General features: G+C 61.6%; 15 protein-coding genes and 1 tRNA gene. 3 read left to right on the plus strand and 13 right to left on the minus strand.

Features of this window, described 5'->3' with window-relative positions:
- Positions 1 to 10 precede the first annotated feature (10 nt).
- The 10 genes from MJQ68_RS12425 to corA all read right to left on the minus strand — a co-directional run bounded on the left by MJQ68_RS12425 (position 11) and on the right by corA (position 12,573).
- Positions 11 to 742, minus strand: a complete 732-nt coding sequence (locus MJQ68_RS12425) for a ferredoxin--NADP reductase (protein ID WP_238751440.1) — start codon at positions 740 to 742, stop codon at positions 11 to 13.
- Positions 739 to 1,677 carry a GYDIA family GHMP kinase gene (locus tag MJQ68_RS12430; RefSeq protein WP_238751441.1) on the minus strand — a complete coding sequence of 313 codons (939 nt, stop codon included), beginning with the start codon at positions 1,675 to 1,677 and terminating at the stop codon, positions 739 to 741. Before MJQ68_RS12430 ends, MJQ68_RS12425 begins: the two co-directional genes overlap by 4 nt.
- Before the next feature lie 65 nt (positions 1,678 to 1,742).
- The gene (rpsA, locus tag MJQ68_RS12435) at positions 1,743 to 3,902 is read right to left on the minus strand and encodes a 30S ribosomal protein S1 (RefSeq protein WP_238751442.1); all 2,160 of its coding nucleotides are present in this window, start codon (positions 3,900 to 3,902) and stop codon (positions 1,743 to 1,745) included.
- A 201-nt stretch (positions 3,903 to 4,103) separates the two neighbouring features.
- Positions 4,104 to 4,174, minus strand: a tRNA-Cys gene (locus MJQ68_RS12440).
- A 59-nt stretch (positions 4,175 to 4,233) separates the two neighbouring features.
- Positions 4,234 to 5,967, minus strand: coding sequence for a T9SS type B sorting domain-containing protein (locus MJQ68_RS12445; protein WP_238751443.1), 1,734 nt, complete (start codon positions 5,965 to 5,967; stop codon positions 4,234 to 4,236).
- A gap of 78 nt (positions 5,968 to 6,045) precedes the next feature.
- Positions 6,046 to 8,574 carry an AsmA-like C-terminal region-containing protein gene (locus MJQ68_RS12450; RefSeq protein ID WP_238751444.1) on the minus strand — a complete coding sequence of 843 codons (2,529 nt, stop codon included), beginning with the start codon at positions 8,572 to 8,574 and terminating at the stop codon, positions 6,046 to 6,048.
- A gap of 14 nt (positions 8,575 to 8,588) precedes the next feature.
- Positions 8,589 to 9,494, minus strand: a complete 906-nt coding sequence (gene dapA / locus MJQ68_RS12455; RefSeq protein ID WP_238751445.1) for a 4-hydroxy-tetrahydrodipicolinate synthase — start codon at positions 9,492 to 9,494, stop codon at positions 8,589 to 8,591.
- Positions 9,495 to 9,496: 2 nt separating this feature from the next.
- Positions 9,497 to 10,453, minus strand: a complete 957-nt coding sequence (locus MJQ68_RS12460) for an acetyl-CoA carboxylase carboxyltransferase subunit alpha (protein WP_238751446.1) — start codon at positions 10,451 to 10,453, stop codon at positions 9,497 to 9,499.
- Between the two features lie 71 nt (positions 10,454 to 10,524).
- Complete coding sequence (locus MJQ68_RS12465) at positions 10,525 to 11,454, minus strand: hypothetical protein (protein ID WP_238751447.1); 930 nt, start codon at positions 11,452 to 11,454, stop codon at positions 10,525 to 10,527.
- A gap of 33 nt (positions 11,455 to 11,487) precedes the next feature.
- On the minus strand, positions 11,488 to 12,573 hold the full coding sequence (gene corA / locus MJQ68_RS12470; RefSeq protein ID WP_238751448.1) for a magnesium/cobalt transporter CorA: 1,086 nt from the start codon (positions 12,571 to 12,573) through the stop codon (positions 11,488 to 11,490).
- 946 nt (positions 12,574 to 13,519) lie between these two features.
- Between corA and MJQ68_RS12475 the strand changes: the two genes are divergently transcribed.
- Genes MJQ68_RS12475 through MJQ68_RS12485 form a run of 3 tightly spaced genes read left to right on the plus strand, consistent with a single transcriptional unit; the run spans position 13,520 to position 17,860 of the window.
- A complete protein-coding gene (locus MJQ68_RS12475) occupies positions 13,520 to 16,633 on the plus strand; it encodes a PQQ-dependent sugar dehydrogenase (protein ID WP_238751449.1) in 3,114 nt (1,037 codons plus the stop codon).
- 9 nt (positions 16,634 to 16,642) lie between these two features.
- Entirely contained in the window at positions 16,643 to 17,596 is a 954-nt protein-coding gene (locus tag MJQ68_RS12480) for a sugar phosphate isomerase/epimerase family protein (RefSeq protein WP_238751450.1), read from the plus strand.
- The gene (locus MJQ68_RS12485; RefSeq protein ID WP_238751451.1) at positions 17,597 to 17,860 is read left to right on the plus strand and encodes a hypothetical protein; all 264 of its coding nucleotides are present in this window, start codon (positions 17,597 to 17,599) and stop codon (positions 17,858 to 17,860) included. It abuts the gene before it with no gap.
- A 6-nt stretch (positions 17,861 to 17,866) separates the two neighbouring features.
- Here MJQ68_RS12485 and accC read toward each other — a convergent pair whose 3' ends face one another.
- The 3 genes from accC to efp are packed head-to-tail and all read right to left on the minus strand — an operon-like array spanning position 17,867 to position 20,325.
- Entirely contained in the window at positions 17,867 to 19,219 is a 1,353-nt protein-coding gene (gene accC / locus MJQ68_RS12490; protein ID WP_238751452.1) for an acetyl-CoA carboxylase biotin carboxylase subunit, read from the minus strand.
- A gap of 2 nt (positions 19,220 to 19,221) precedes the next feature.
- Entirely contained in the window at positions 19,222 to 19,752 is a 531-nt protein-coding gene (accB, locus tag MJQ68_RS12495; RefSeq protein ID WP_238751453.1) for an acetyl-CoA carboxylase biotin carboxyl carrier protein, read from the minus strand.
- Between the two features lie 12 nt (positions 19,753 to 19,764).
- Positions 19,765 to 20,325, minus strand: a complete 561-nt coding sequence (gene efp / locus MJQ68_RS12500) for an elongation factor P (protein WP_238751454.1) — start codon at positions 20,323 to 20,325, stop codon at positions 19,765 to 19,767.
- Between the last annotated feature and the right edge of the window lie 70 nt (positions 20,326 to 20,395).

Here is a 20,395-nt window from a genome sequence, read left to right on the forward strand (position 1 = left end):
AGATAACCGGCTAGCCGTAGAGCTCCAAAATTACCTGCTCCTTCGCGTACCCTAACGCGAGTAGGTTGGCCGCGGCCTCATCCACCATCTGACTCCACCCACAGAGGTAGAACCGCAGGTCGGGCCGCGGCGTAGCGTAGTCGCGCTGATAGACCTGATGTACGTAGCCGGATAGGACCTCCAGCTCAGCCGTACCCTCCACCCGCTCGCGGCTCACCGTAGCCGTATAGCTGAAGTGGGGGTGCTTACGGGCCAACGCCTCGAACTCCTCCCGGTACAGTAGATCTTCTGCAGTCCGACAGCCAAATATTAGGTGAAACCGGCGGGTCTCGCGTCCGAGTCGTTCCTGCAGCATCGCGCGGAATGGGGCCACTCCGGTACCCGTACAGATCATCACCACATCATAGTCGAGCGGCCGCTCGGGCAGCGTGAACACGCCGCCGGGCTCCTTCGTGAGTACCCGGGTCCCTACCTCCGCCTCTTCGAATAAATACCTGGTGCCACGCCCGTCGGGCAGTTGTACGATGCAGAGCTCCGCCTCGTTTGTGCCGTCGGGGGCAGCTGCGATGGAGTAGCTGCGCCAGCGTTCGCGTCGGTTCTCGCTGATGGGTAGGTCGAGCGTTAGGAACTGTCCGGGCCGGTACTCCAGTCGCTCCCGATCGGGCAGGGCCAGCCAGAAGCTGCGCACGCTGGGACTGCGGTCCGCGATGCGGGTAATGACGGCCTCCTTCCACTTACTCATAGGGCTAGATCTTTATAGGGTAGAAAGGTGGTATAGCCCCGGGAGTTGAAGTAAGCCGCTACTTCCTGCGCTGGTCGTTCGCTCAGCACCCATGCGAAGTCGCCCCCCCACGCCCCCAGACTCTTGACCGTACCGGGGAAGTCAGGAAACAACCGCTCCTTCACCGGCTGTAACTTCAGAGTATGTGCCACCAGATATTCGTGCTCCTCCAGCAGGCGGGCGGCGGCGCGCAGGTGCAGGGTAGGTTCCAAGAGGGCCGTACTGATCCGACTGATCGCTGCAAGGTCCTCCACTTCCGGATCACGTGCCCGGTAGGCCGCAATGCCCTCCCGGCTATTCTGCTTACGGTTGAGGTGGACGAAGTAGGTCTGCTGCAGCCAGGCGGGCGACCAGTCGAGGGGGGTGACTTCGGGCCTACTCTCCGTCCGCCGGTACAGCAGCGGGCCCCGGGCCGTAGCACAAGCCAGGTCATAGCCACTGCCCCCCAGCCAGCCGGCCAGTAGCGCGTAGGCATCTACGCTGAATAACTGACTGGCAAAGGCAACGAGGGTTGAGCTGCTGCCTAGCCCCCAGTCTGATGGGAATTCGAGGTAGCAGTCTATCTGTTTATGCTGTACGATGGCGCGACTGTCTATCCCTAGCCGGCGCACAGCCTGGAGTAGGCGCAGTAACCCCTCCTTGAAGGAAGCTTCGTTCGGCTGCGGATCGGTAGTCCAATCACCCGGGTAGAGTAGGATCTGCCGGCTCGCGCTACCGTCCGGGTAGTGGATGTTCCAGACCGTTTCGGCCTCCGAAGCGGCGGGCTTCGTACGCACCATGAAGCGCTGCCCGAGCTTGGTGGGGATGGCCAGGGCGGTGGCACCGTCGAGGACGAAGTATTCCCCGGTGAGCAGCAGTTTGCCGTGGAAGTAGTAGGTAGTGGGTTTGGGGGGCATGGGGCACAAAGAAAAGGCCACGCTACCGAAGTAGCGTGGCCTTAGATTAGCTAGTAGTCGGCGGACTACTTGTCGTCTTCCGTGGGTTCGTCTCCGTCGTTGTTCAGTTGCTCGCGCAGCTGCTCGAAAGCGCTGAGGTCGCCGAGGGTAGACCGCTCGTTGCTCGAGTTGGTCTGCTTGACGGCCTTGCGGGTGTACTGCTGCTCCTCGCGGCGCTCGCGGACTACGGTATCCTTGGCCTCGCGGCGGATATCGTTGACGTAGCGGCTGTGGCTGACCATCAGCTTCTTCTGATCGCGGTCGAACTCGATGACCTTAACGGTCAGGGTTTCGTCTACTTCAGCGATGCTGCCGTCTTCCTTGCGCATGAGCTTGATGGGGGCGTAAGCCTCCAGGCCGTAGGGCATCTGTACGATGGCGCCGCGGTCGTCCTTGCGCAGGACGGTAGCCTCGTGGTAGCTGCCTTCGGGGAAGACGCTCTCGAAGCTATCCCAGGGGTTCTCCTCGAGTTGCTTATGGCCGAGTGACATCTTGCGGTCGCGGTCATCTACTTCGAGGACTACGACGTCGATGTCTTCACCCACCTTGACGAACTCGCTGGGGTGGCCGAAGCGCTTGGTCCAGCTCAGGTCGCTGATGTGGATCATGCCACCGATACCGTCGTTAAGCTCGACGAATACACCGTAGGGCGTGAGGTTCTTGACCTTGCCGCTGTGCTTGCTGCCCTCGGGGAAGTTGATGTTGATCGTATCCCAGGGATCCTGCTGCAGCTGCTTGATCGATAGCGACATCTTGCGATCGTCACGGTCGATGGTCACTACTTTGGCGTCGCGGGTCTCCCCGACGGTGAAGTATTCGCGGGCGTTGATGGGCTGGTTGCTCCAGGTCACTTCGCTCACGTGTACCAGGCCTTCTACGCCGGGCATGATCTCGAGGAATGCACCGTAGTCTTCGATATTGACTACGCGGCCTTCGACGGTGCTGCCTTCGGTGATGGTCTCGTCCAGTACTTCCCAGGGGTGGGGCTGGAGTTGCTTGAGGCCGAGGCTGATCCGCTTCTTGTTCTCATCGAAATCCAGTACGGCCACGTTGACCTTCTGGTTGAGCTCGAGTACGTCGGAGGGGTGGTTGATCCGTCCCCAGCTGATATCGGTGATGTAAAGGAGTCCGTCGACGCCACCCAGGTCGAGGAAGGCCCCGAAGTCGGTGATGTTCTTGACGATACCTTCCAGTACCTGTCCGCGCTCGAGGCTGGCGATGATGGCTTCGCGCTGCTCGGCCAGATCGGATTCGATGAGGGCCTTGTGCGAAACGACGGCGTTCTTAATGGTCTCGTTGATCTTGACCACCTTGAACTCCATGGTCTTACCTACGTAAGCATCGTAGTCGATGATGGGCTTGATGTCGATCTGCGAGCCGGGCAGGAAGGTCTCCAGTCCGCCACAGTCAGCGATGAGGCCACCCTTGGTCTTGCTGATCACCTTACCGTTGATGACCGTACCGTTCTGGTAGCTGTCGCGGATACGGTCCCAGGCGCGCAGCAGCTTGGCCTTGCGGCGGCTGAGTACGAGCTGTCCTTTTTCGTCTTCCTGCTGCTCTACGTAGACTTCTACGGTCGTGCCGACCTCGATGTCCTGGTCGCGGAATTCAGACAGGGGCAGCAGGCCGTCGCTCTTGTAGTTGAGGTCCAGGACCACGTCGCCGTCAATGATGGCCGATACCTTGGCCGACATGATCTCGGCTTCCTGGATATTGGTCATCGAGGCTTCGTACTCCTTCTCCATGGCGGTGCGCTCGGCATCGCTGTAGCGGTTGTCGATGCGCGCGATGGCGTCCCAGGCAAAATCGTCGTGCGCCGAGCCGGTCGCACCACTGGTGTCGGCCTCCTCGATCTCTACGGCTTCCTCCTTGACCTCTTCGGTGAGGGCTACGGATACCTTAGACGATTCCTTGCGGATCACCTTGGCGGTGGGGGCTTTTTCTTCCTCTTCCTCTTCTTCGAGGCTATCGGAAGCTTCTTCGAGTGCTTCGTCTACGACCTCGGCGGGTGCGCCGGGGGTAGGCTTGATCACGGACTGCGTCTCGGTCACGGCGATGGAGCCGTCGGCGGCCGCGCCGGGATTCACTTGTTCTTCGATGGTGGGGGTGGTCTCCGGAGTCAGCGACTCGGTGGAGGTCTTTTCGGTCCCGTCTACTTGCGGGTCCTTGTTTTCGTCTACTGGCATAGCGAAAAGGGGTTAAAAGGGTGAAACGGTTGAGCTGCTTCAGGGGCAGCTGTTGCCCTCCCCGGGCGGATGGGTCCGCGTAAGGGAGCGCAAAGATACGGCATTTTGTTGGTGTGCCGCTGCGAAGATTAGTTAAACTGCAACACTAAACTTCTAATCAAAAAAACCGCGTCAGGGCAAAGCCCGACGCGGTTTAACAAGAGGTTGGGAGCGGATTCGAACCGCCGTACAAGGTTTTGCAGACCTTTGCCTAGCCACTCGGCCACCCAACCAGGGGAGGGCAAAAGTAGGTGCGCCACGGGGGCAGTACCAAACTTTGCCGCCGGTTTATTTACCGGATCAAGTGCACAACGCCCGTGCGCTGGCTTAAGTTGCCGGTGGGGGTGGTGTACTTCAGGGTGTATAGGTAGGTGCCGGAAGCCGCCGGCCGGCCGTCGATGCGCCCCGTCCAGGGTAGGCCGGGGTTGTCGGAAGAAAAGACCAGTGCGCCCCAGCGGTTGAAGATCAGAAATTCGTAGTCCACCAACTGCGGCGCCGCGTTGAAGAAGGGACCGAAGACCCGGTTCTCGGGCTGCTGCGCGGCCGGACTGAATACATTGGGAAAGAAAACCTCCGGCTCTTCGAATACACAGGCCACGTTGGAAAGGAAGGGAAAGGAACTGTCCGTGTCGGCAGGACTGTAGTTAGCCGTGATGACGTAGCAGTTCGGCCCCTCAGTGGGCGGGGCAGATTGGTCGAGGTACGTCAGGTCGGTGAGCGAGTCGGCCAGGGAGGTGAAACTACCGTCGGGGTTCACCCGCAGGACGTCATAGGTCACCGTACCCGGCAGGTTGTTGACCAGCGGGGTCCAGTCCAGCCTAGTACCCCCCGCTCCGGGACTGGCAAAGAGGTAAACGGGGCCTACCGTATTGGTAATCAGAATATCGCCACAGGCATCTTCCAGTACCAGGCGGGCTGAATCGATGATCTCTTGCGGTGATCCGGCGAAGGGGACCGTCAGGCCACTCACCGCAAAGTCATCGGGTAGGAGGGGAAGCTCTTCCACCACACCACGCCGGTACAGTTCCAATCGGGCCTGTACGGGTAGGGGGTTGTTCGTCGCCTCGAAGGGCAGGCGAGCCATCGAGCCGTTCACCTCGATGCCGTACACGTCGAAGGGGCGGAGGGGCGGAACGATGTCGAGCGTGATGCAGAAGGTATCGGTACGCACGGTCTCCCCCGTAGCGTACTGTCCCTGCTGATAGAAGCAGATGGTTTCCCCGTCATTGCCTTCATCGTACACCAGGGTGTCGCCTCCTCCCATGCGGTAGGGCTGCTCGGTGAACGGACCCCCATCTACGGATGCGAAGAGCAAAAGGGGCTCGGCAAGCGTATCCAGATTAGTGGACGTGGCGGTCTGCACGCGCGTAAGACTTACCTCGGAGGTACAGCCCGTACCCCCTGACCCGGTCAGCCCGGTGGCCGAGGTGATCTGACTCTGGGGCGTATCGTTGCCGCAGGGATCGATGGCCACCACCACGTACTCCCGAGTGGTCAGGGAATCCGCCGGGACCCCGGTGATGCGGTAGCTGTTTTCCGTAGTCACCGTGTCCAGGGGGAAGGTACCCGCGGCGGTCACCTCCAGGATCACGTACCCACTGACTTCCGGCGACGGTGACGGGTCCCAACCCACTACCAGATCACCCTCCTCCACACTTACGGAGCGCAGGATGACGGGGTCGGGAATGCGATTGTCGAGCGTGTCACTGGTCAGCGCCGTAGTTCCCGGGCAGTCGTAACGGTAACTGAGGTAGTAGAAAAACTGGGCTCCGGTAGGGTTTTCGTCCCGGTACTCGGTGTCCGATAGGTCCGTGATACTAGTCAGTAAATTATAGGGACCCGCTTCGTCAGTACTCCGGTAGACATCGGTGGCCACGTACGGACCACAGGGATTCGTAACGTTCTCCCAGCTCAGCACCTCGCCGCCGGCCTCCGAGCGGGTACACAAAAAATCCGGCGCGGCGATCTCCTGAGCGGAGAGCCAACTGCATACGGTCAGGCCAAAGAGTAAGAAGCGTAGGAACAAAATGTGGTGTGCTTAGTGTCAGTCGCTTAGAAAACGCAGAAGCTACCCACCAAGTTATAGCATACGGCAGACAGGCGCTCAGTCCGCCACGTCGTCCTGCTCTCCCTGGAGGTCAAACAGGGCGATCGGCGTGCGAAAACGGTCAGCGAGTGCCTTACGGATACGATCACGTCGGTAGTCGCTTCGCCTGAAGTTGGTCTTTACGGATTGCTTATCACTCTCGACCCCATAGGATTCCAGCGGGCCTCTGATGGTGTAGTAAACGTTGAACAGCCCGTTGCGCGCCGGTAACACCTCTAGGCTATTGTCGTGGCGACTAAGCTTATTGGTCACTACCTGTCCCGCGTTCACCTTCACGTAGTAGTCCAGGTACTGATCCAAGGTATGGGTGCCGCTTAGCGTCAGGTTGATGGCACTGCTCTGAATGAACATGGCGGGGATGTACACCGTCCGGTCGCGGATCTCGAAGACATTGGCCAGGCGGGTGAAGCGTACCCGTTCCAGATCCCCCGACTTAAGGGCAAAGGCAAAGTTCTCCAGTAGGTCGAAGTCACGCAGTTCGCCGTCCAGGATCTCAATACTTGCCAGTACGCCGAGGTCCTCGTACTCCAGTTCGCCGGCGTCGTCGTAGTGCAGGTCGAGGAGCAGTTTGGCGTTCATGGTGCCGGTCAGGTGGTCGGAGGTAAGCACCTCCTGCCCGAAGTCGGCGGACTGCCGGAAGAATTCCCGGGCATCGACGCCCCGGGCCGTGAGGCGCGCATCGACCGCGATAGTTTGGTCGAAGTAGGTGATCGCATCCAGCCCGATCTCTCCTCCCATCGCCGTAGTGAGCCCGCGCACGTCGAGCCGGCCGGGCAGGAAAACGAATTGACCCCGGAAGGTCGCTCCCCGGTAGGCATCCCACTGCCAGTCCGCCACACGGGCCTCGAAGGTACCGTGCAGCAGATCGGTGAGTTGGGCTCTGATCTGGGCGGTTGGCTCCGGCGTACTAGTCGGTGTACGGTCTACAGTAATTTCGGAATCACCGAACCCAGCTACGGCAAGCAATTCCGCCACGTCCAGCGACTTCCCCTCCAGTGTAGCCTCGAAGCGTAGTGCCGCATCGCGGGAGTTGAGGCTGTCGGCGAACAGTACGGGAATAAGGTTGCTGCCCCGACCGTCCAGTAGTACATCCGTACCATCTAGGACCACTTGCAGTGCTGTTACGGCTACTTCATTATCGTTTAGCTCGAGGGTGCCGGAGGGTAGGGAGATTGTTTGCTCATTTAGCGTGAATACTATATCGTCGGCCCGTAGTGTACCACCTGACCCTAATCGGGCGGCCCGCCGTGGCTCGATCATATCGGCGTAGCGGCCCGTCAGGGAGAGGTCAGTGAAATGTAGGAGCCCGTCCGCCCCGGTCACGGTAGCCGTGGGTAGAAAAGCGGGTAGCACATCCAGCGGCAGGCTACCATTGGCGCTGAAGGCGATGACGGGGTCGTATAGATCTTCCAGCCGGAACCGGAGATCGAAGGGCGCGCCGCGGAAGCTGCCGGTCAGTCGCTCTACGGCGATGGTCTGCACCCCGCCGCCGGGCCCCTCCACGTAGTCGAAAGTGGCCTGTAGATCAACCTCCCGCGCGGTAGCGTTCATCCGGGGGCTACTCAGTTTGCCGTCCCGGAAGTCGAGGGTGCCGGTGAGCCGGGGGTAGGTCCGGTCGGTCCACGCACCGGTAATATCAGCCTGGAGACTGAGCCGGCCGTCGGTTTCCAACCCGCCGAGGGTAGCAGCGTAGGTAGGGGGCAGTAGGCTAAGGACGTCCTCCAGCTCCCCGGCGGTGCTGCTGAGGCGGAGGTTCGTCGTTACCCCTGCATCGGTGAGGGTGAGTACACCGGTTGCCTCCACTTCCAGCGCGCGGCTGGCGATACGGAGCGGGGTCAAGCGGTAGCTGTTTGTGACATGGTCTACGGTGAGCTGACCGCTCAGGCCCAACGCCTTACCGTCCAGGTAGCGCGTGCCGTCCTGGTCGAAGTAGCCTACCCCTACCGTCCCGTCTACCTCCAGGGTATACTGACTGCTACCGAAGTCGCCACTGAGTATCCCTTCATCTATGGTTAGCAATGCATCGGTCTGCAGGCGGGCATCCTGGTAGACCAGGGTGATGCGGTCCAGTTGCGCCGCTTCCAGGGAGAATAGCGCACCTGCGGCCCCGCCCTCCGCTTTGCCCGCTGCCGCCTGGTCGCCTATGGAGGTGTGGGTGATCTGGTAGTTGGTGTTGCCGTCGCGGTCGGTGAATAACTGGAGCTTACCGTCGGAGAGCCGAATGCTCGTGACCCGCACGGTACCCAGCAGACTGCTCAGGTCCAGTACACACGCCAGGTGATCGGCCTCCAGCAGGGCACTGCCGTCGCTGCCTTCGACCTGCACGCCCTGCAGATCGACCGCCAGTTGCGGGAAGGCGCGCAGCAGACTCAGGTCATACTCCTGCACCGTGATGCGGGTCTGCACCCGCTCGTTGAGGGCCGCTACGACCCGCCGGGCGATGGGGTCACCGAACAGCTCGATCGCCAGCAGGGGCAATAGGGCAAGGAGGAAGATCAGAAAGAGGGCACGCCGAAGAAATCGCATAGGTGGGGTAGCCGTTACGGCACCAACTCCGGGACGCGGTGCAGCACCTGCCGCAACTGCTCCATACTCGGTGCCGAAAGGGGAACGAGGGGCACGCGCAGGTAATTATCGCACAGCCCCAGGATCGAGACGGCCGCCTTGATGCCGACCGGATTGCCCTCGCAGTACAGCAGGGGGTGTACGTCCAGCAGGTCGAAGTTGAGCTGACGGGCCTCGTCGATGCGGTTGTCGAGCGCCGCGCGGACCATGCGGCTGAACTGGGCGGGTAGGGCGTTGGCGATGACGCTGATACCGCCGTGGCCGCCCACCGCGATCGTGGCTGTCACCAGAGGGTCGTCGCCACAGAGCACCGCCAGGTGATCGGGCCGGTGCTTCAGGATCTCGGTAGCCTGACCCAGAATGCCGCTGGCTTCCTTGACGGCGGCGAAGCGGTCCGTAGCCTCGGCTAGTCGTAGCACGGTCTCGGGCAGTACGTTGCTGCTGGTGCGCGCCGGCACGTTATAGATGATCAGGGGGAGCGGGGCCACCTCGGCCACGCGCATATAATGCTGAAAAATGCCCTCCTGCGGCGGCCGGCTGTAGGCCGGGCTGCTGGACATGATACCGGCCACCCCGTCGAAGTTGTAGTCGCGGATGAATCCCACCAGCTTTTCCGTGTAGTTGCCGCCGAAGAAGCCGGCGACGATAGGCACCCGCTCGTCAACGTGGCGAATGGTGAAGTCGAGGATCTCACGGCACTCCTGTGCGCTGAGCGTGATGGCTTCCCCCGTAGTGCCCAGGCAGACGACGTAGTCCACCCCACCGGCGATCACATGGTCGATCACGCGGCCCAGGGCGGGATAGTCCACGGACTTATCGGCCCGAAAGGGAGTGATCAGGGCGACGCCGGTGCCGGTAAAGCGGGGGGGGAATGCTTGCATAATTAGTCTACGTGGGTGACCTGTCCGATCACGGCGTACTTCTCGATCCGGTCCTCTATCATCTGGTCTACGGACTTCTCCTGCACCGCGGCGATGGCCTTTTTGAGGTGCCGCTTCAGCAGTTTGGCCATCTCCTCGGGGGCGTTGTGGGCGCCGCCCTGGGGCTCCTTGACGATCTCGTCTACGATACCGAAGCCGTACATGTCCTCAGCCGTCAGCTTGAGGGCTTCGGCGGCCTGCTCCTTGAAGTCCCAGCTCCGCCAGAGAATGCTGCTGCAGCTTTCGGGGGAGATGACCGAGTACCAGGTGTTTTCCAGCATCATCACGTGGTCGCCGAGTCCGATGCCGATGGCTCCGCCACTGGCCCCCTCGCCGATCACGGCGCAGACGATGGGTACGCGCAGCTGGGCCATCTCGAAGAGATTGCGGGCGATGGCCTCGGCCTGTCCGCGCTCCTCGGCCTCGATGCCGGGGAAGGCACCGGGGGTGTCGATCAGCGAGACGACCGGGAAGCCGAAGCGTTCGGCCAGCTTCATCAGCCGCAGGGCCTTGCGGTAGCCCTCGGGGTTGGCCATACCGAAGTTGCGGTACTGCCGCATCTTGGTGTTGACGCCCTTCTGGTGGCCGATGAAGACGACGGTCTGCCCGTCCATATTCCCGATGCCGCCCACGATGGCCTTGTCGTCGCCGTAGTAGCGGTCGCCGTGCAGTTCCACGAATTTGCGGCACATCTGCTCGATGTAGTACAGGGTGTAGGGCCGTTCGGGGTGGCGGCTGAGCTGCACCCGCTGCCAGCCCGTGAGGTTGCTGTAGATGTCGCGGCGGGTCTGTTTGATGCGCCCCTCCAGCTCCTCGATGGTGGGCTTCATATCTACCACTCCGTCATCGCTGACCTCCTTCACCTTATCCAGCTGCTCGTACAGCTTTTCCAGGGGCTTCTCGAAATCTAGAAATACCATGTTAGTCGTTTAGTGAGGTAGTCACTCGTCCGCCGAGCTATACGCAGGTTGGCTCGTCGGCCGAGGGAGTACTACCTGAGCTGCACCTTAGCCGATCCCAACATCCCGATGTCGGTGTAGATTTCGGCGCGGTAGAAGCCCTCATCCAGCTTATCACTCAGTTCGTGGGTGAAGCTGATGCGCTGGTTGCGTTCCAGGTTGACGTCGCGGCCCTCGAGGGCGATGATGTCCTTCTCGGCACCATTGACGATCGACTTGGCCCGCACAGGGTTCTCGCTGATCACGGGGGTGGACGATTCGTCCGTCAGCACCAGGAAGATGGGGCGTACGCCGAGGAACTCGCTGGGCACGTCCGTCAGGTCGAAGCTCACGGCGATGCGCCGGGCGCGGTTGGCGTTGGCGGTGTTGCTGCCGTTCTTGCGTAGCAGATCTACCTGAATGGCGGTGGCCTTGAAGTTGCCCAGCGTCATCCGTTCCAGGTCGGCCTCGATGCTCTCGTTGAGGCGGCTCAGGTTGTCGACCTTCTTGTTGCTCTCGTAGGCTTCGGTCTTGGCGGTGCTGAGGTCCTGCCGCAGCACGACGTTGCGCTGGCGTAGGTCCTTATTCTCTTCGGTGAGCTCGGTGATGCTGGTCTCCAGCATACTGCGCACGTTCATGAGATCCTCGATCTGCTTGCGCATTTCGTAGGCTACGTCATTGTCGTTCTTCCGGGCTTTCTGGGCCCGGCGCATATCGTAAAGCGCCGCCTGAGCGGTCTCCTGGGCGGTGGTGAGCTCGCCCTGTAGCTGGGCGTTTTCGCCGCTCACTTCCTGAAAGGCCTGGTCGAGGCTGTCGACGGACTTCATCAGGTTGTCGCGTAGCAGCGTGAGCTGTTCGGCCTCGCTGGACTTCTCCGTATAGTTGGCTTCCAGCTTATTCTTGGTGGTCACCCCCCAGATGAGGCTACCCACGAAAAGCAGGGCCAGCAGGATGGCGATGATGGTGATGGTACGCTTGTTCATATGCCGCAGGCTAGTGAGGCGGCAAATTTACGACTAAATCCAACGACGCGAGCGAAACCACCCCAGCATACCCAGGATCAAACTGATCATCACCCCCCACAGAATGAAGTAGCCGTACTGGCTGTGCAGCTCCGGCATATTATCCCAGTTCATCCCGTACACGCCCACCAGGAAGCTCAGGGGGATAAAAATGGTGGATACGATGGTCAGTGTTTGCATCACGCTGTTCATCCGGAAGCTGATCTCGCTGGTGTAGAGGTCGTACAGTCCGTTGGTGACGTCGCGGTAGGTTTCCACCAGGTCGGTGATCTGGATCACGTGGTCGCGCAGGTCGCGCACGTACAGCTGGGTATCGGCGGTGATGAGGGTGCTCTCCGTATCGGCAAAGCGGTTCATGAGCTCGCGCAGCGGACTGATGCTCTTACGCAGCGTGAGCAGCGACAGGCGCAGGTCGTGGATCTTGGCCTTGGTCTCCACTTCGGGCGAGCGCATGATGGTCTCTTCCACCTTATCGAGTTCCTCCTCGATCTGATCGATGACCGTGTAGTACTTGTCCACTACGTTATCCACCAGTGCGTAAGCCAGGTAGTCCGCCCCCCGGCTGCGGATGCGACCGGTACTGGTCTCCAGGCGTTTGCGCACGCTCTTGAACAGGTCACCGCTGTCTTCCTGCAGGCTCAGTACTACGCCGTCGGTCACGTAGATACTCACCTGCTCGATACTCAGCTCCAGCCGCTCGGCATTAAAGGCAAAGGCCTTGATCACGAACATCACGCCATTTTCGAACAGCTCCATCTTAGGACGTTGCTGTACGTCTACTACGTCCTCCAGGGCCAGGGGGTGCATACCGTACTTCTTGCCCAGCTGCTCCACCAGCTCGACGTGGTGGAGGCCCCGCATATCGTACCAGAGCGTAGCCCGCTCGGTCTGGGGTTCGGGGAAGGCGTCCTGGGCCGTCTGCACGTCGAAGAAATCGCCGTGGTACTGCGTCAGGTGCACGTGGATCTGCTCCATGTGCCGGTGTCCGGTGTACACCATGGTGCCGGGGGGGGCACCGGCCTTCTTGCGGGTCAGGGTAGCTTTTTCTTCCTTCGAGCGGAGTAGGTTGGTAATACGCATGCCGCAAAATAGGGCGGGGACGCAGGTGCGAGCTTCCGTAGCGGGAGCGGTTCGTAGAAACCAGTTGGGGGGGGAGGGGCCGCCGTTCCTTGGTACCAGCTGTGGGGGTCAGGGCCGGTTCGTGGCTTAGCTACGCTGCTACCTTCGGTGGTCCAGCCGCGGTGTAGGCGGGTCACGCCGGAAATGCTCGTGCAGATCCGCAGAGACCGCACCTGGAAGGTGCGAACCGGGAGGGGCCGCCGTTCCGCGGTGCCAGCTGTGGGGATTTGGGCCGGTTCGTGGCTTAGCTACGCTGCTACCTTCGGTGGTCCAGCCGCGGTGTAGGCGGGTCACGCCGGAGATGCTCGTGCAGATCCGCAAAGACCGCACCTGCAAGGTGCGAGCCGGGAGGGGCGGCCGTTTCCGGGATGCCAGCTGTGGGGGTAGGGGTGGCTCGTGGCTTGCAGCCGCGGTGCCAAGTGTGGGGTTTGGGCCGGTTCGTGGCTTCCAGCCGCGGTGCATGCGGGTTACGTCGGAGATGCTCGTGCAGATCCGCAGGGACCGCACCTGCAAGGTGCGAGCCGGGAGGGGGGAGCCGTTCCGCGGTGCCAGCTGTGGGGGTTTGGGCCGGTTCGTGGCTTAGCTACGCTGCTACCTTCGGCGGTCCAGCCGCGGTGTAGGCGGGTCACGCCGGAAATGCTCGTGCAGATCCGCAGGGGCCGCACCTGCAAGGTGCGAGCCGGGAGGGGGGAGCCGTTCCTCGGTGCCATCTGTGGGGGTCAGGGCCGGCTCGTGGCTTGCAGCCGCGGTGTAGGCGGGTCGGGTGAGAGAAGCTTGTGCTGACCCGCAGGCGCCGCACCTGCAAGGTGCGAGCCGGTGCGAGCCGCCGGGCGGCTGACGTTTTAATCCCCTTAGCCACCTTACCTTGCTGGACGTATTCATCCATATCACCGGTGGCCCATTCTGTATGACCGTTTCCCGTCTGCTTCTTCTGTTTTCTGTAGTGTTCATTTTGCTAGTTCAGTCCTGTGCAGACGAGCGCCGGGAACTAGAACGGATCGACCTGCCCGAGGACAGTCCCCTACTAACGATACAGCCCGGCAATTACCGGATGCTGGACGAAGATTCCCTGTTCCAGTACCGCAACCTGGCCCTGATCGATATTGAGCCGGATAGCCTGACGGTGCACCGCCGCCGGGCCGTGGAGCGCTTCGTACTGGCGGGCGGCCGTCTGCTCATTCGTGATGCACAGCCTGATATACCCTACGCCTGGCCCTGGTACGCCAAGGCACGGCGGGCGGGCGCCAAGGAGGCCTCCCCGCTGGGTGCCGGACTGGTATATGCACCGACCTCGCCACTGGATACGGCTAGTTCGCGACAGTACTTCACCACTGCCATTGCACCCGTGGCCCCGCCCGCCTTAGTGCCGGCCGCGCCCCGCTGGGACCGCTTTCAGGTAGAGGTGCTCGACAATAATATCTACGAGCCCATGGAGATGGAGGTGCTGCCCGGGGGCGAAGTGCTGTTCCTGGAACGGCGTGGAAAAATGAAGCTCTACGACCCCTTCCGGCGTACGACCACGGTGGTGAAGGACTTCGATGTATGCACCGAGGGCAATTATGAAGACGGGCTGCACGGCCTGGCGCTAGACCCCGGCTACGGCAAGGAGAACCACTACGTGTACCTCTACTACAGCCCGGCCCCCTGCGACTCGACCGATCAGCTGCTCAGCCGCTGGGTGTTTAAGAACGGACAGTTGGAGGAGGATAGCGAGACGGAGGTGCTGCGGGTAGCCGTACAGCGCGAGCAGTGCTGCCACAGCGGGGGTAGCGTGGAGTTCGGGCCCGACGGACTGCTCTACCTCAGCACCGGCGACAACACGAGCAGCAAGGCCAGCGACGGCTACTCACCCATTGACGAGCGGCCGGGCCGGGGGCCCTGGGATGCGCAAAAGTCATCCGGCAACACCCACGATCTGCGGGGTAAGATCCTGCGTATTCGCCCCCTTGTCGCGGGAGGCTACGAAGTGCCGGAGGGTAACCTGTTTGCGGCCGATGGCAGCGACGGTCGGCCGGAAATCTATGTGATGGGTGCGCGCAACCCCTTCCGCATCACCATCGACCCCTGGAGCAATTACCTCTACTGGGGCGACGTGGGCCCCGATGTGGGCGAGCCCGGTAAGTACGGCCCCGAGAGCTACGACGAGTGGAACCAGGCCCGGCGGGCGGGCAACTTCGGCTGGCCCTACTTCGTAGGCGACAATTACGCCTTTCGGGAACGGGATTTTGCTACGGACGAGGTAGGCGACTTCTTCGACCCCGCCGCTCCTGTGAATGAGAGTCCGAACAACTTCGGTAGCCGCGAGCTGCCCCCCGCCCAGCCGGCGCTGATGTGGTACCCCTACGGACCGAGCGAGGAGTTCCCGCAGCTTGGGGAGGGCTCACGCTCGGCCATGACGGGACCTTTTTATAATGCGGACGGGCTGTTCCCCATCGCCAGTCAGGCCCTGCCGGCGTACTACCACGGCAAGTGGTTCATCTACGAGTGGGCCCGCAGCTGGATTAAAGTGGTGACCCTGGATAGCGCGCGCCAGCAGATCGTACAGATCGAGGACTTCCTGCCCGACGTACCCATCAGCAAGCCGATCGACTTCAAGATCGGCCGGGATGGCGCGATCTACCTGCTGGAGTACGGCAACGACTACTTCCTCAACAACCCCGATGCCCGCTTGGTCCGCATCAGCTATTCCGAAGGCAACCGCCCCCCCGTGGCCCGCCTGGAGGTCGACGAAACCGCCGGAGGCATCCCCTTCCGGCCCGTACTGAGCGCAGCTTCGAGCACCGATCCGGATCCGAAGGACCGCCTGAGCTACCGCTGGTACGTAGATGGGGAAACAGCCGGTACCGGAGCACGACTCACGCCCGTCATCAGTCGGGCGGGCAAGCATACGGTGCGCCTCGAAGTGTACGACCGGGCCGGCGCGCGCAGCGAGGTAACGCAGGTGGTCACGGTGGGCAATGCCCGTCCGCAGGTAGCCCTGCAGGCTGACGGCAACAGCAGCTTCCTCTTTGACGCGGGCAGCGCACTGCCGTACCGTACCCAGGTCAGCGACCCGGAAGACGCCGCCGCCGGCACCCTCGATACCCGCAAGGCCGTGGTGAATGCCGCATGGATCACCGATGTGACCCTCGTCGACGGTATCCGCCGCGGCGAGCGCCAACTGCCCGCCGGCGACCTGCGCTATGCCGCCGGAGAAACACTGATCGAAGCCAGCGACTGCTACACCTGTCATAAAGAACGCAGCGAGAACGTAGGCCCCTCATTCCTCCAGGTGGCCGAGCACTACGACGATGCTCAAGCTACAGTAAGCACTATCGCGAAAAAGGTTATCCGGGGCGGCAACGGGGTGTGGGGGGAGCGCCTGATGTCCGCCCACCCCACACTCAGCACGGAAGACGCGGAGACTATGGTGGGCTACATTCTCTCCCTCAACAACGGTGGGCGGATGCCACTGGCCGGTACCACCCGACCCGGAGTGGGGGAGGGTAGCTACGTACTGGCCGCTACCTACCGCGACGGCGGCGGTGCGGGAGACACTCCTCCGCTGGTAGGGCAGGGCGTGATCGTACTCCGGCCACCAACCCTGCAAGCGGAAGCGGCCGCCGACGGTCTATACCGCGCCGAAGTACCGGGTAGCGGTCAGCCCAATGCCTTCCAGGTCGTGGCCTTCCGACCGGGGGGTCACATGCGTATGGCCGACATCGACCTGACGAATATCGGTAGCCTCAACCTACACCTGCACCCCCGTAGCGACGGAGATATCGAGCTGCGGTTGGGCAGTCCGGACGGAGAACTGCTCGCCAGCCAGTCCGTAGCCGGCCGCAGCGAATGGAATGAATACACGGAGGTGGAGCTGTCCATCGCGCCCCGTCGGGAGCGGGGTGATCTGTACCTGGTCTGGTCCGGAGAAGGCGGCGTAGTAGCTGATGACATGGGCCACCACCGCCCGGCGGATATCGGCTGGATCGATTACCTTACCTTCAGGCAGGGTGGGTCAGCCCGCTATACGTCCCTTAAATAAGTCCAGATCATGCAACGCAGAAAATTCCTTCAGACCGCCGGTATCCTGACTGCCGCCACCCTCGCCGGCTGCACACCTACCGCCGAGAAGAATACCATCAGTACATCCCCCGCCACGGCCGCCGCGCCGGAGGGCGATCTGTGGTTCGATATCAGTCTGGCGCAGTGGAGCCTTAACAAGGCCTTCTTCTCCGGGGAGCTGGATAATCTGGACTTTGCCAAAGTAGCCCGCGATACCTACGGGCTGGGCGGCATCGAGTACGTCAACCAATTCTTCCCCGACAAGGCGGGTGACCAGGCCTACCTCGGGCAGCTCAAGCAGCGGGCGGAGGACAACGGCGTCCGCTCCCTGCTCATCATGGTCGACCGGGAGGGCAGCCTCGGCGCTACCGACGAAACGGAGCGCACCGCCGCGGTGGAGAATCACTACAAGTGGGTCGATGCCGCCAAGTACCTGGGCTGCCACAGCATCCGGGTCAACGCCGCCGGGGAGGGCACGCGCGAGGAAGTGGCCGCCGCGGCTACCGACGGACTGGCGCGCCTGAGCGAGTACGGACAGCAGGCCGGACTCAACATCATCGTAGAGAACCACGGCAGCTACAGCAGCGACGGCAAGTGGCTGAGTGACGTCATCGCCGCTACCGGCATGGATAACTGCGGCACCCTGCCCGACTTCGGCAACTTCTGTATTCAGCGTACCGCCGACGGCTGTGCTGATGAGTACGACCGCTATAAGGGGGTGAAGGAAATGATGCCCTACGCTAAGGCCGTCTCCGCCAAGACCCACGACTTCGACCCCGACGGCACCGAGACGCACACCGACTACCAGCGCATGCTCAAGATCGTCAAGGATGCCGGCTACCGCGGCTGGGTGGGCATCGAGTACGAGGGCAGTAGCATGACCCCCGAGGCCGGTATTCGGGCCACCATTGAACTGCTACGCCGTGCCGGCAGTATGGTATAGGTGAGTAAGGACGAACTACTAGACGACTGGCCGACCGGCAAGCAGGGCAAACAGCCTAAGCACACGCCCCGGCCCGATCCCATCGGAATGCTCTTCGATGGCATTCCCGAACCCGTGATCATGAGCGACGAGGAGGAACTGCCGATCCTGCGGCCCTTCTCTCCCCAGCTCATTCTAGAACTCATTGGATGGCTGCTCGGCGTGACCGCGGCGATCTACGGCATCTACCGACTGTGCCTGTACTTCGGCTGGTGGGGCCTGTAGGTAAGCCTACTTCGTAGGTATCTCCTGTTTGGCCAGCCAGCCGGTATCAAAGTTGCCGTCGCGGAAGTCCTCCTGCCGCAGGAGCCACTGATGAAAGGGTACGGTGGTCTTGATGCCCTCGACGATGAATTCGTCCAGCGCCCGTTCCATCTTGGTGATCGCCTCGGCGCGGGTCGGCGCACGTACGATCAGCTTGGCGATCATACTATCGTAGTATGGACTTACGGTGTAACCCGCGTAAACGTGGGTATCGACGCGTACGCCGTGGCCCTTCGAGCTATGGAAGCTGGTAATCTTGCCGGGGCTAGGCCGGAAGTTGTTCCAGGGATCCTCGGCGTTGATGCGGCACTCGATGACGTGGCCCTTGGGGTAGTAATTCTCTCCCGTCAGTACCTCACCGTAGGCTACTTTGATCTGTTCCTTGATGAGGTCATGGTCGATGCTCTCTTCCGTCACCGGGTGCTCGACCTGAATGCGGGTGTTCATCTCCATGAAGTAGAAGTTGCGGTCGGCATCGACCAGAAACTCTACCGTACCGACGCCCTCATAGTTGATGGCCTTGCCGGCCTCGATGGCAGCCTGCCCCATCTGCTCACGCAGCGTGTCGGTCATGAAGGGACTGGGGCACTCCTCGAGCAGCTTCTGGTGGCGACGCTGCACGGAGCAGTCGCGCTCGCTCAGGTGTACTACGTTACCGTGCTGATCGCCGATGACCTGGATCTCAATGTGGCGGGGCTGCACGATGTACTTCTCCATGTAGATGCCGTCGTTGCCGAAGCTCGCCTTGGCTTCGGCGCGGGCGCTGTCCCACAGTTTCACGAAATCCTCCCGGCGCGTCACGATGCGCATCCCCTTGCCACCGCCACCGGCCGTGGCTTTGATCATCACGGGGTAGCCCATCTTCTCGGCGCGTTCGATTCCGTCTTCGGCGCTCTTCAGCAGGGTGCCGTCACCGGGTACGACGGGTACGCCGGCGCGGATCATGGTGTCCTTGGCGGTGATCTTATCGCCCATGGTCCGGATCTGCTCCGGGTCGGGGCCGATAAACTTCACGCCATAGTCGGTACAGATCTCGGCAAAGTCGGCGTTTTCGCTCAGGAAGCCATAGCCCGGGTGCACCGCATCGGCGTTGGTGATCTCCACGGCGGCCATGATGCGGGGGATATTGAGGTAGCTATCCGCCGAGGCGGGCGGGCCGATACAGACGGCCTCGTCGGCGAAGCGCACGTGTAGACTCTCGCGGTCGGCGGTGGAGTAGATCGCTACGGTCTTGATGCCCATCTCGCGGCAGGTGCGAATAATGCGCAGGGCGATCTCACCGCGGTTAGCGATCAGGATCTTGTTGAATTTCTTCACCATGTCTAGGCGGGGTCTACCAGGAAGAGGGGCTGATCGTACTCGATGGGCTGGGCGTCTTCGACTAGCACCTTGACGATCTTGCCGGCTACTTCGGACTCAATCTCATTAAATAGTTTCATCGCCTCTACGATACACACCGTATCGCCCTTGGCTACCCGGTCGCCCACTTTTACGTAGACGGGCTTGTCGGGGGAGGAGGAGCGGTAGAACGTACCGATCATGGGGGATTTGATCTCCACCAGCTTACTCTGGTCGGGTGCTGCATCTTCCCCGGCGGGTGCAGGGGCGGCAGCTGCGGCGGCCGCGGCCGCGGGTGCGGGGGCTGCGGCCGGAGCGGCAAACTGCGGGGCTACGGCAGCTGGAGCAGGTACGTTGATGATCGACGGACCGGCCTGTGCGCTGCGGGCCGGGCCGACGGGGTTGTAGGACTTGCCGCGGATGTGCACGGCGGTATCCCCGTCCTTGTACTTGAATTCGGAGATTTCGGTTTTCGCGATCAGTTTGATCAGCTCCTGGATGTCTTTAAGCGTCATATGGGTATGTGATTAAACGCGGCTAACGTAGGCACCGTTTCGGGTGTCGATCTTGATGCGGTCGCCCGTGCTTACGAAGAGGGGTACGCGCACTTCGGCGCCGGTCTCGATGGTAGCGGGCTTGAGGGTGTTGGTGGCGGTGTCCCCCTTGATGCCGGGCTCGGTGTAGGTGATCTCCATCTCGATGTACTGGGGCAGATCGACGGTCAGGGCGGTGTTGTCTTCCGTGTTGTAGAGCACCTCGATGGTATCGCCTTCGCGCATGAACCCGGGGTTATCGATCAGTTCTTCACGAATGCGTGCCTGCTCGTAGGTTTCGGTATTCATGAAGTGGAAGCCCATGTCGTCCTTGTAGAGGTACTGCATCTTGTGCCGCTCTACGCGTACTTCGTCCACTTTATGGCCGGAGGGAAAGGTCTCGCTCAGTACGCGACCGGTACTGAGGCTTTTGATCTTGGTGCGCACGAAGGCCGCCCCCTTACCGGGCTTTACGTGCTGAAACTCGACGACGCTGTAGATGTCGTGGTTGTGGCGGAAGGTAAATCCGTTCTTGATGTCGGAGGAGGTGGCCATACGGGTGCGTTTGTCGCTACTGCCAATCGAAGCCCAGTAGCTGAATCTGGTTAAGGAAGGGCGAAGATAT

The sequence above is a fragment of the Neolewinella maritima genome, from assembly GCF_923081025.1.
Classification (GTDB): domain Bacteria; phylum Bacteroidota; class Bacteroidia; order Chitinophagales; family Saprospiraceae; genus Neolewinella; species Neolewinella maritima.

Excerpts from the sequence above, each read along its gene's own strand:
- MJQ68_RS12425 (WP_238751440.1), bottom strand. The coding sequence starts at position 742 with ATGAGTAAGTGGAAGGAGGCCGTCATTACCCGCATCGCGGACCGCAGT.
- MJQ68_RS12430 (WP_238751441.1), bottom strand. The coding sequence starts at position 1,677 with ATGCCCCCCAAACCCACTACCTACTACTTCCACGGCAAACTGCTGCTC.
- rpsA (WP_238751442.1), bottom strand. The coding sequence starts at position 3,902 with ATGCCAGTAGACGAAAACAAGGACCCGCAAGTAGACGGGACCGAAAAG.
- MJQ68_RS12450 (WP_238751444.1), bottom strand. The coding sequence starts at position 8,574 with ATGCGATTTCTTCGGCGTGCCCTCTTTCTGATCTTCCTCCTTGCCCTA.
- dapA (WP_238751445.1), bottom strand. The coding sequence starts at position 9,494 with ATGCAAGCATTCCCCCCCCGCTTTACCGGCACCGGCGTCGCCCTGATC.
- MJQ68_RS12460 (WP_238751446.1), bottom strand. The coding sequence starts at position 10,453 with ATGGTATTTCTAGATTTCGAGAAGCCCCTGGAAAAGCTGTACGAGCAG.
- MJQ68_RS12465 (WP_238751447.1), bottom strand. The coding sequence starts at position 11,454 with ATGAACAAGCGTACCATCACCATCATCGCCATCCTGCTGGCCCTGCTT.
- corA (WP_238751448.1), bottom strand. The coding sequence starts at position 12,573 with ATGCGTATTACCAACCTACTCCGCTCGAAGGAAGAAAAAGCTACCCTG.
- MJQ68_RS12475 (WP_238751449.1), top strand. The coding sequence starts at position 13,520 with ATGACCGTTTCCCGTCTGCTTCTTCTGTTTTCTGTAGTGTTCATTTTG.
- MJQ68_RS12480 (WP_238751450.1), top strand. The coding sequence starts at position 16,643 with ATGCAACGCAGAAAATTCCTTCAGACCGCCGGTATCCTGACTGCCGCC.
- accC (WP_238751452.1), bottom strand. The coding sequence starts at position 19,219 with ATGGTGAAGAAATTCAACAAGATCCTGATCGCTAACCGCGGTGAGATC.
- accB (WP_238751453.1), bottom strand. The coding sequence starts at position 19,752 with ATGACGCTTAAAGACATCCAGGAGCTGATCAAACTGATCGCGAAAACC.
- efp (WP_238751454.1), bottom strand. The coding sequence starts at position 20,325 with ATGGCCACCTCCTCCGACATCAAGAACGGATTTACCTTCCGCCACAAC.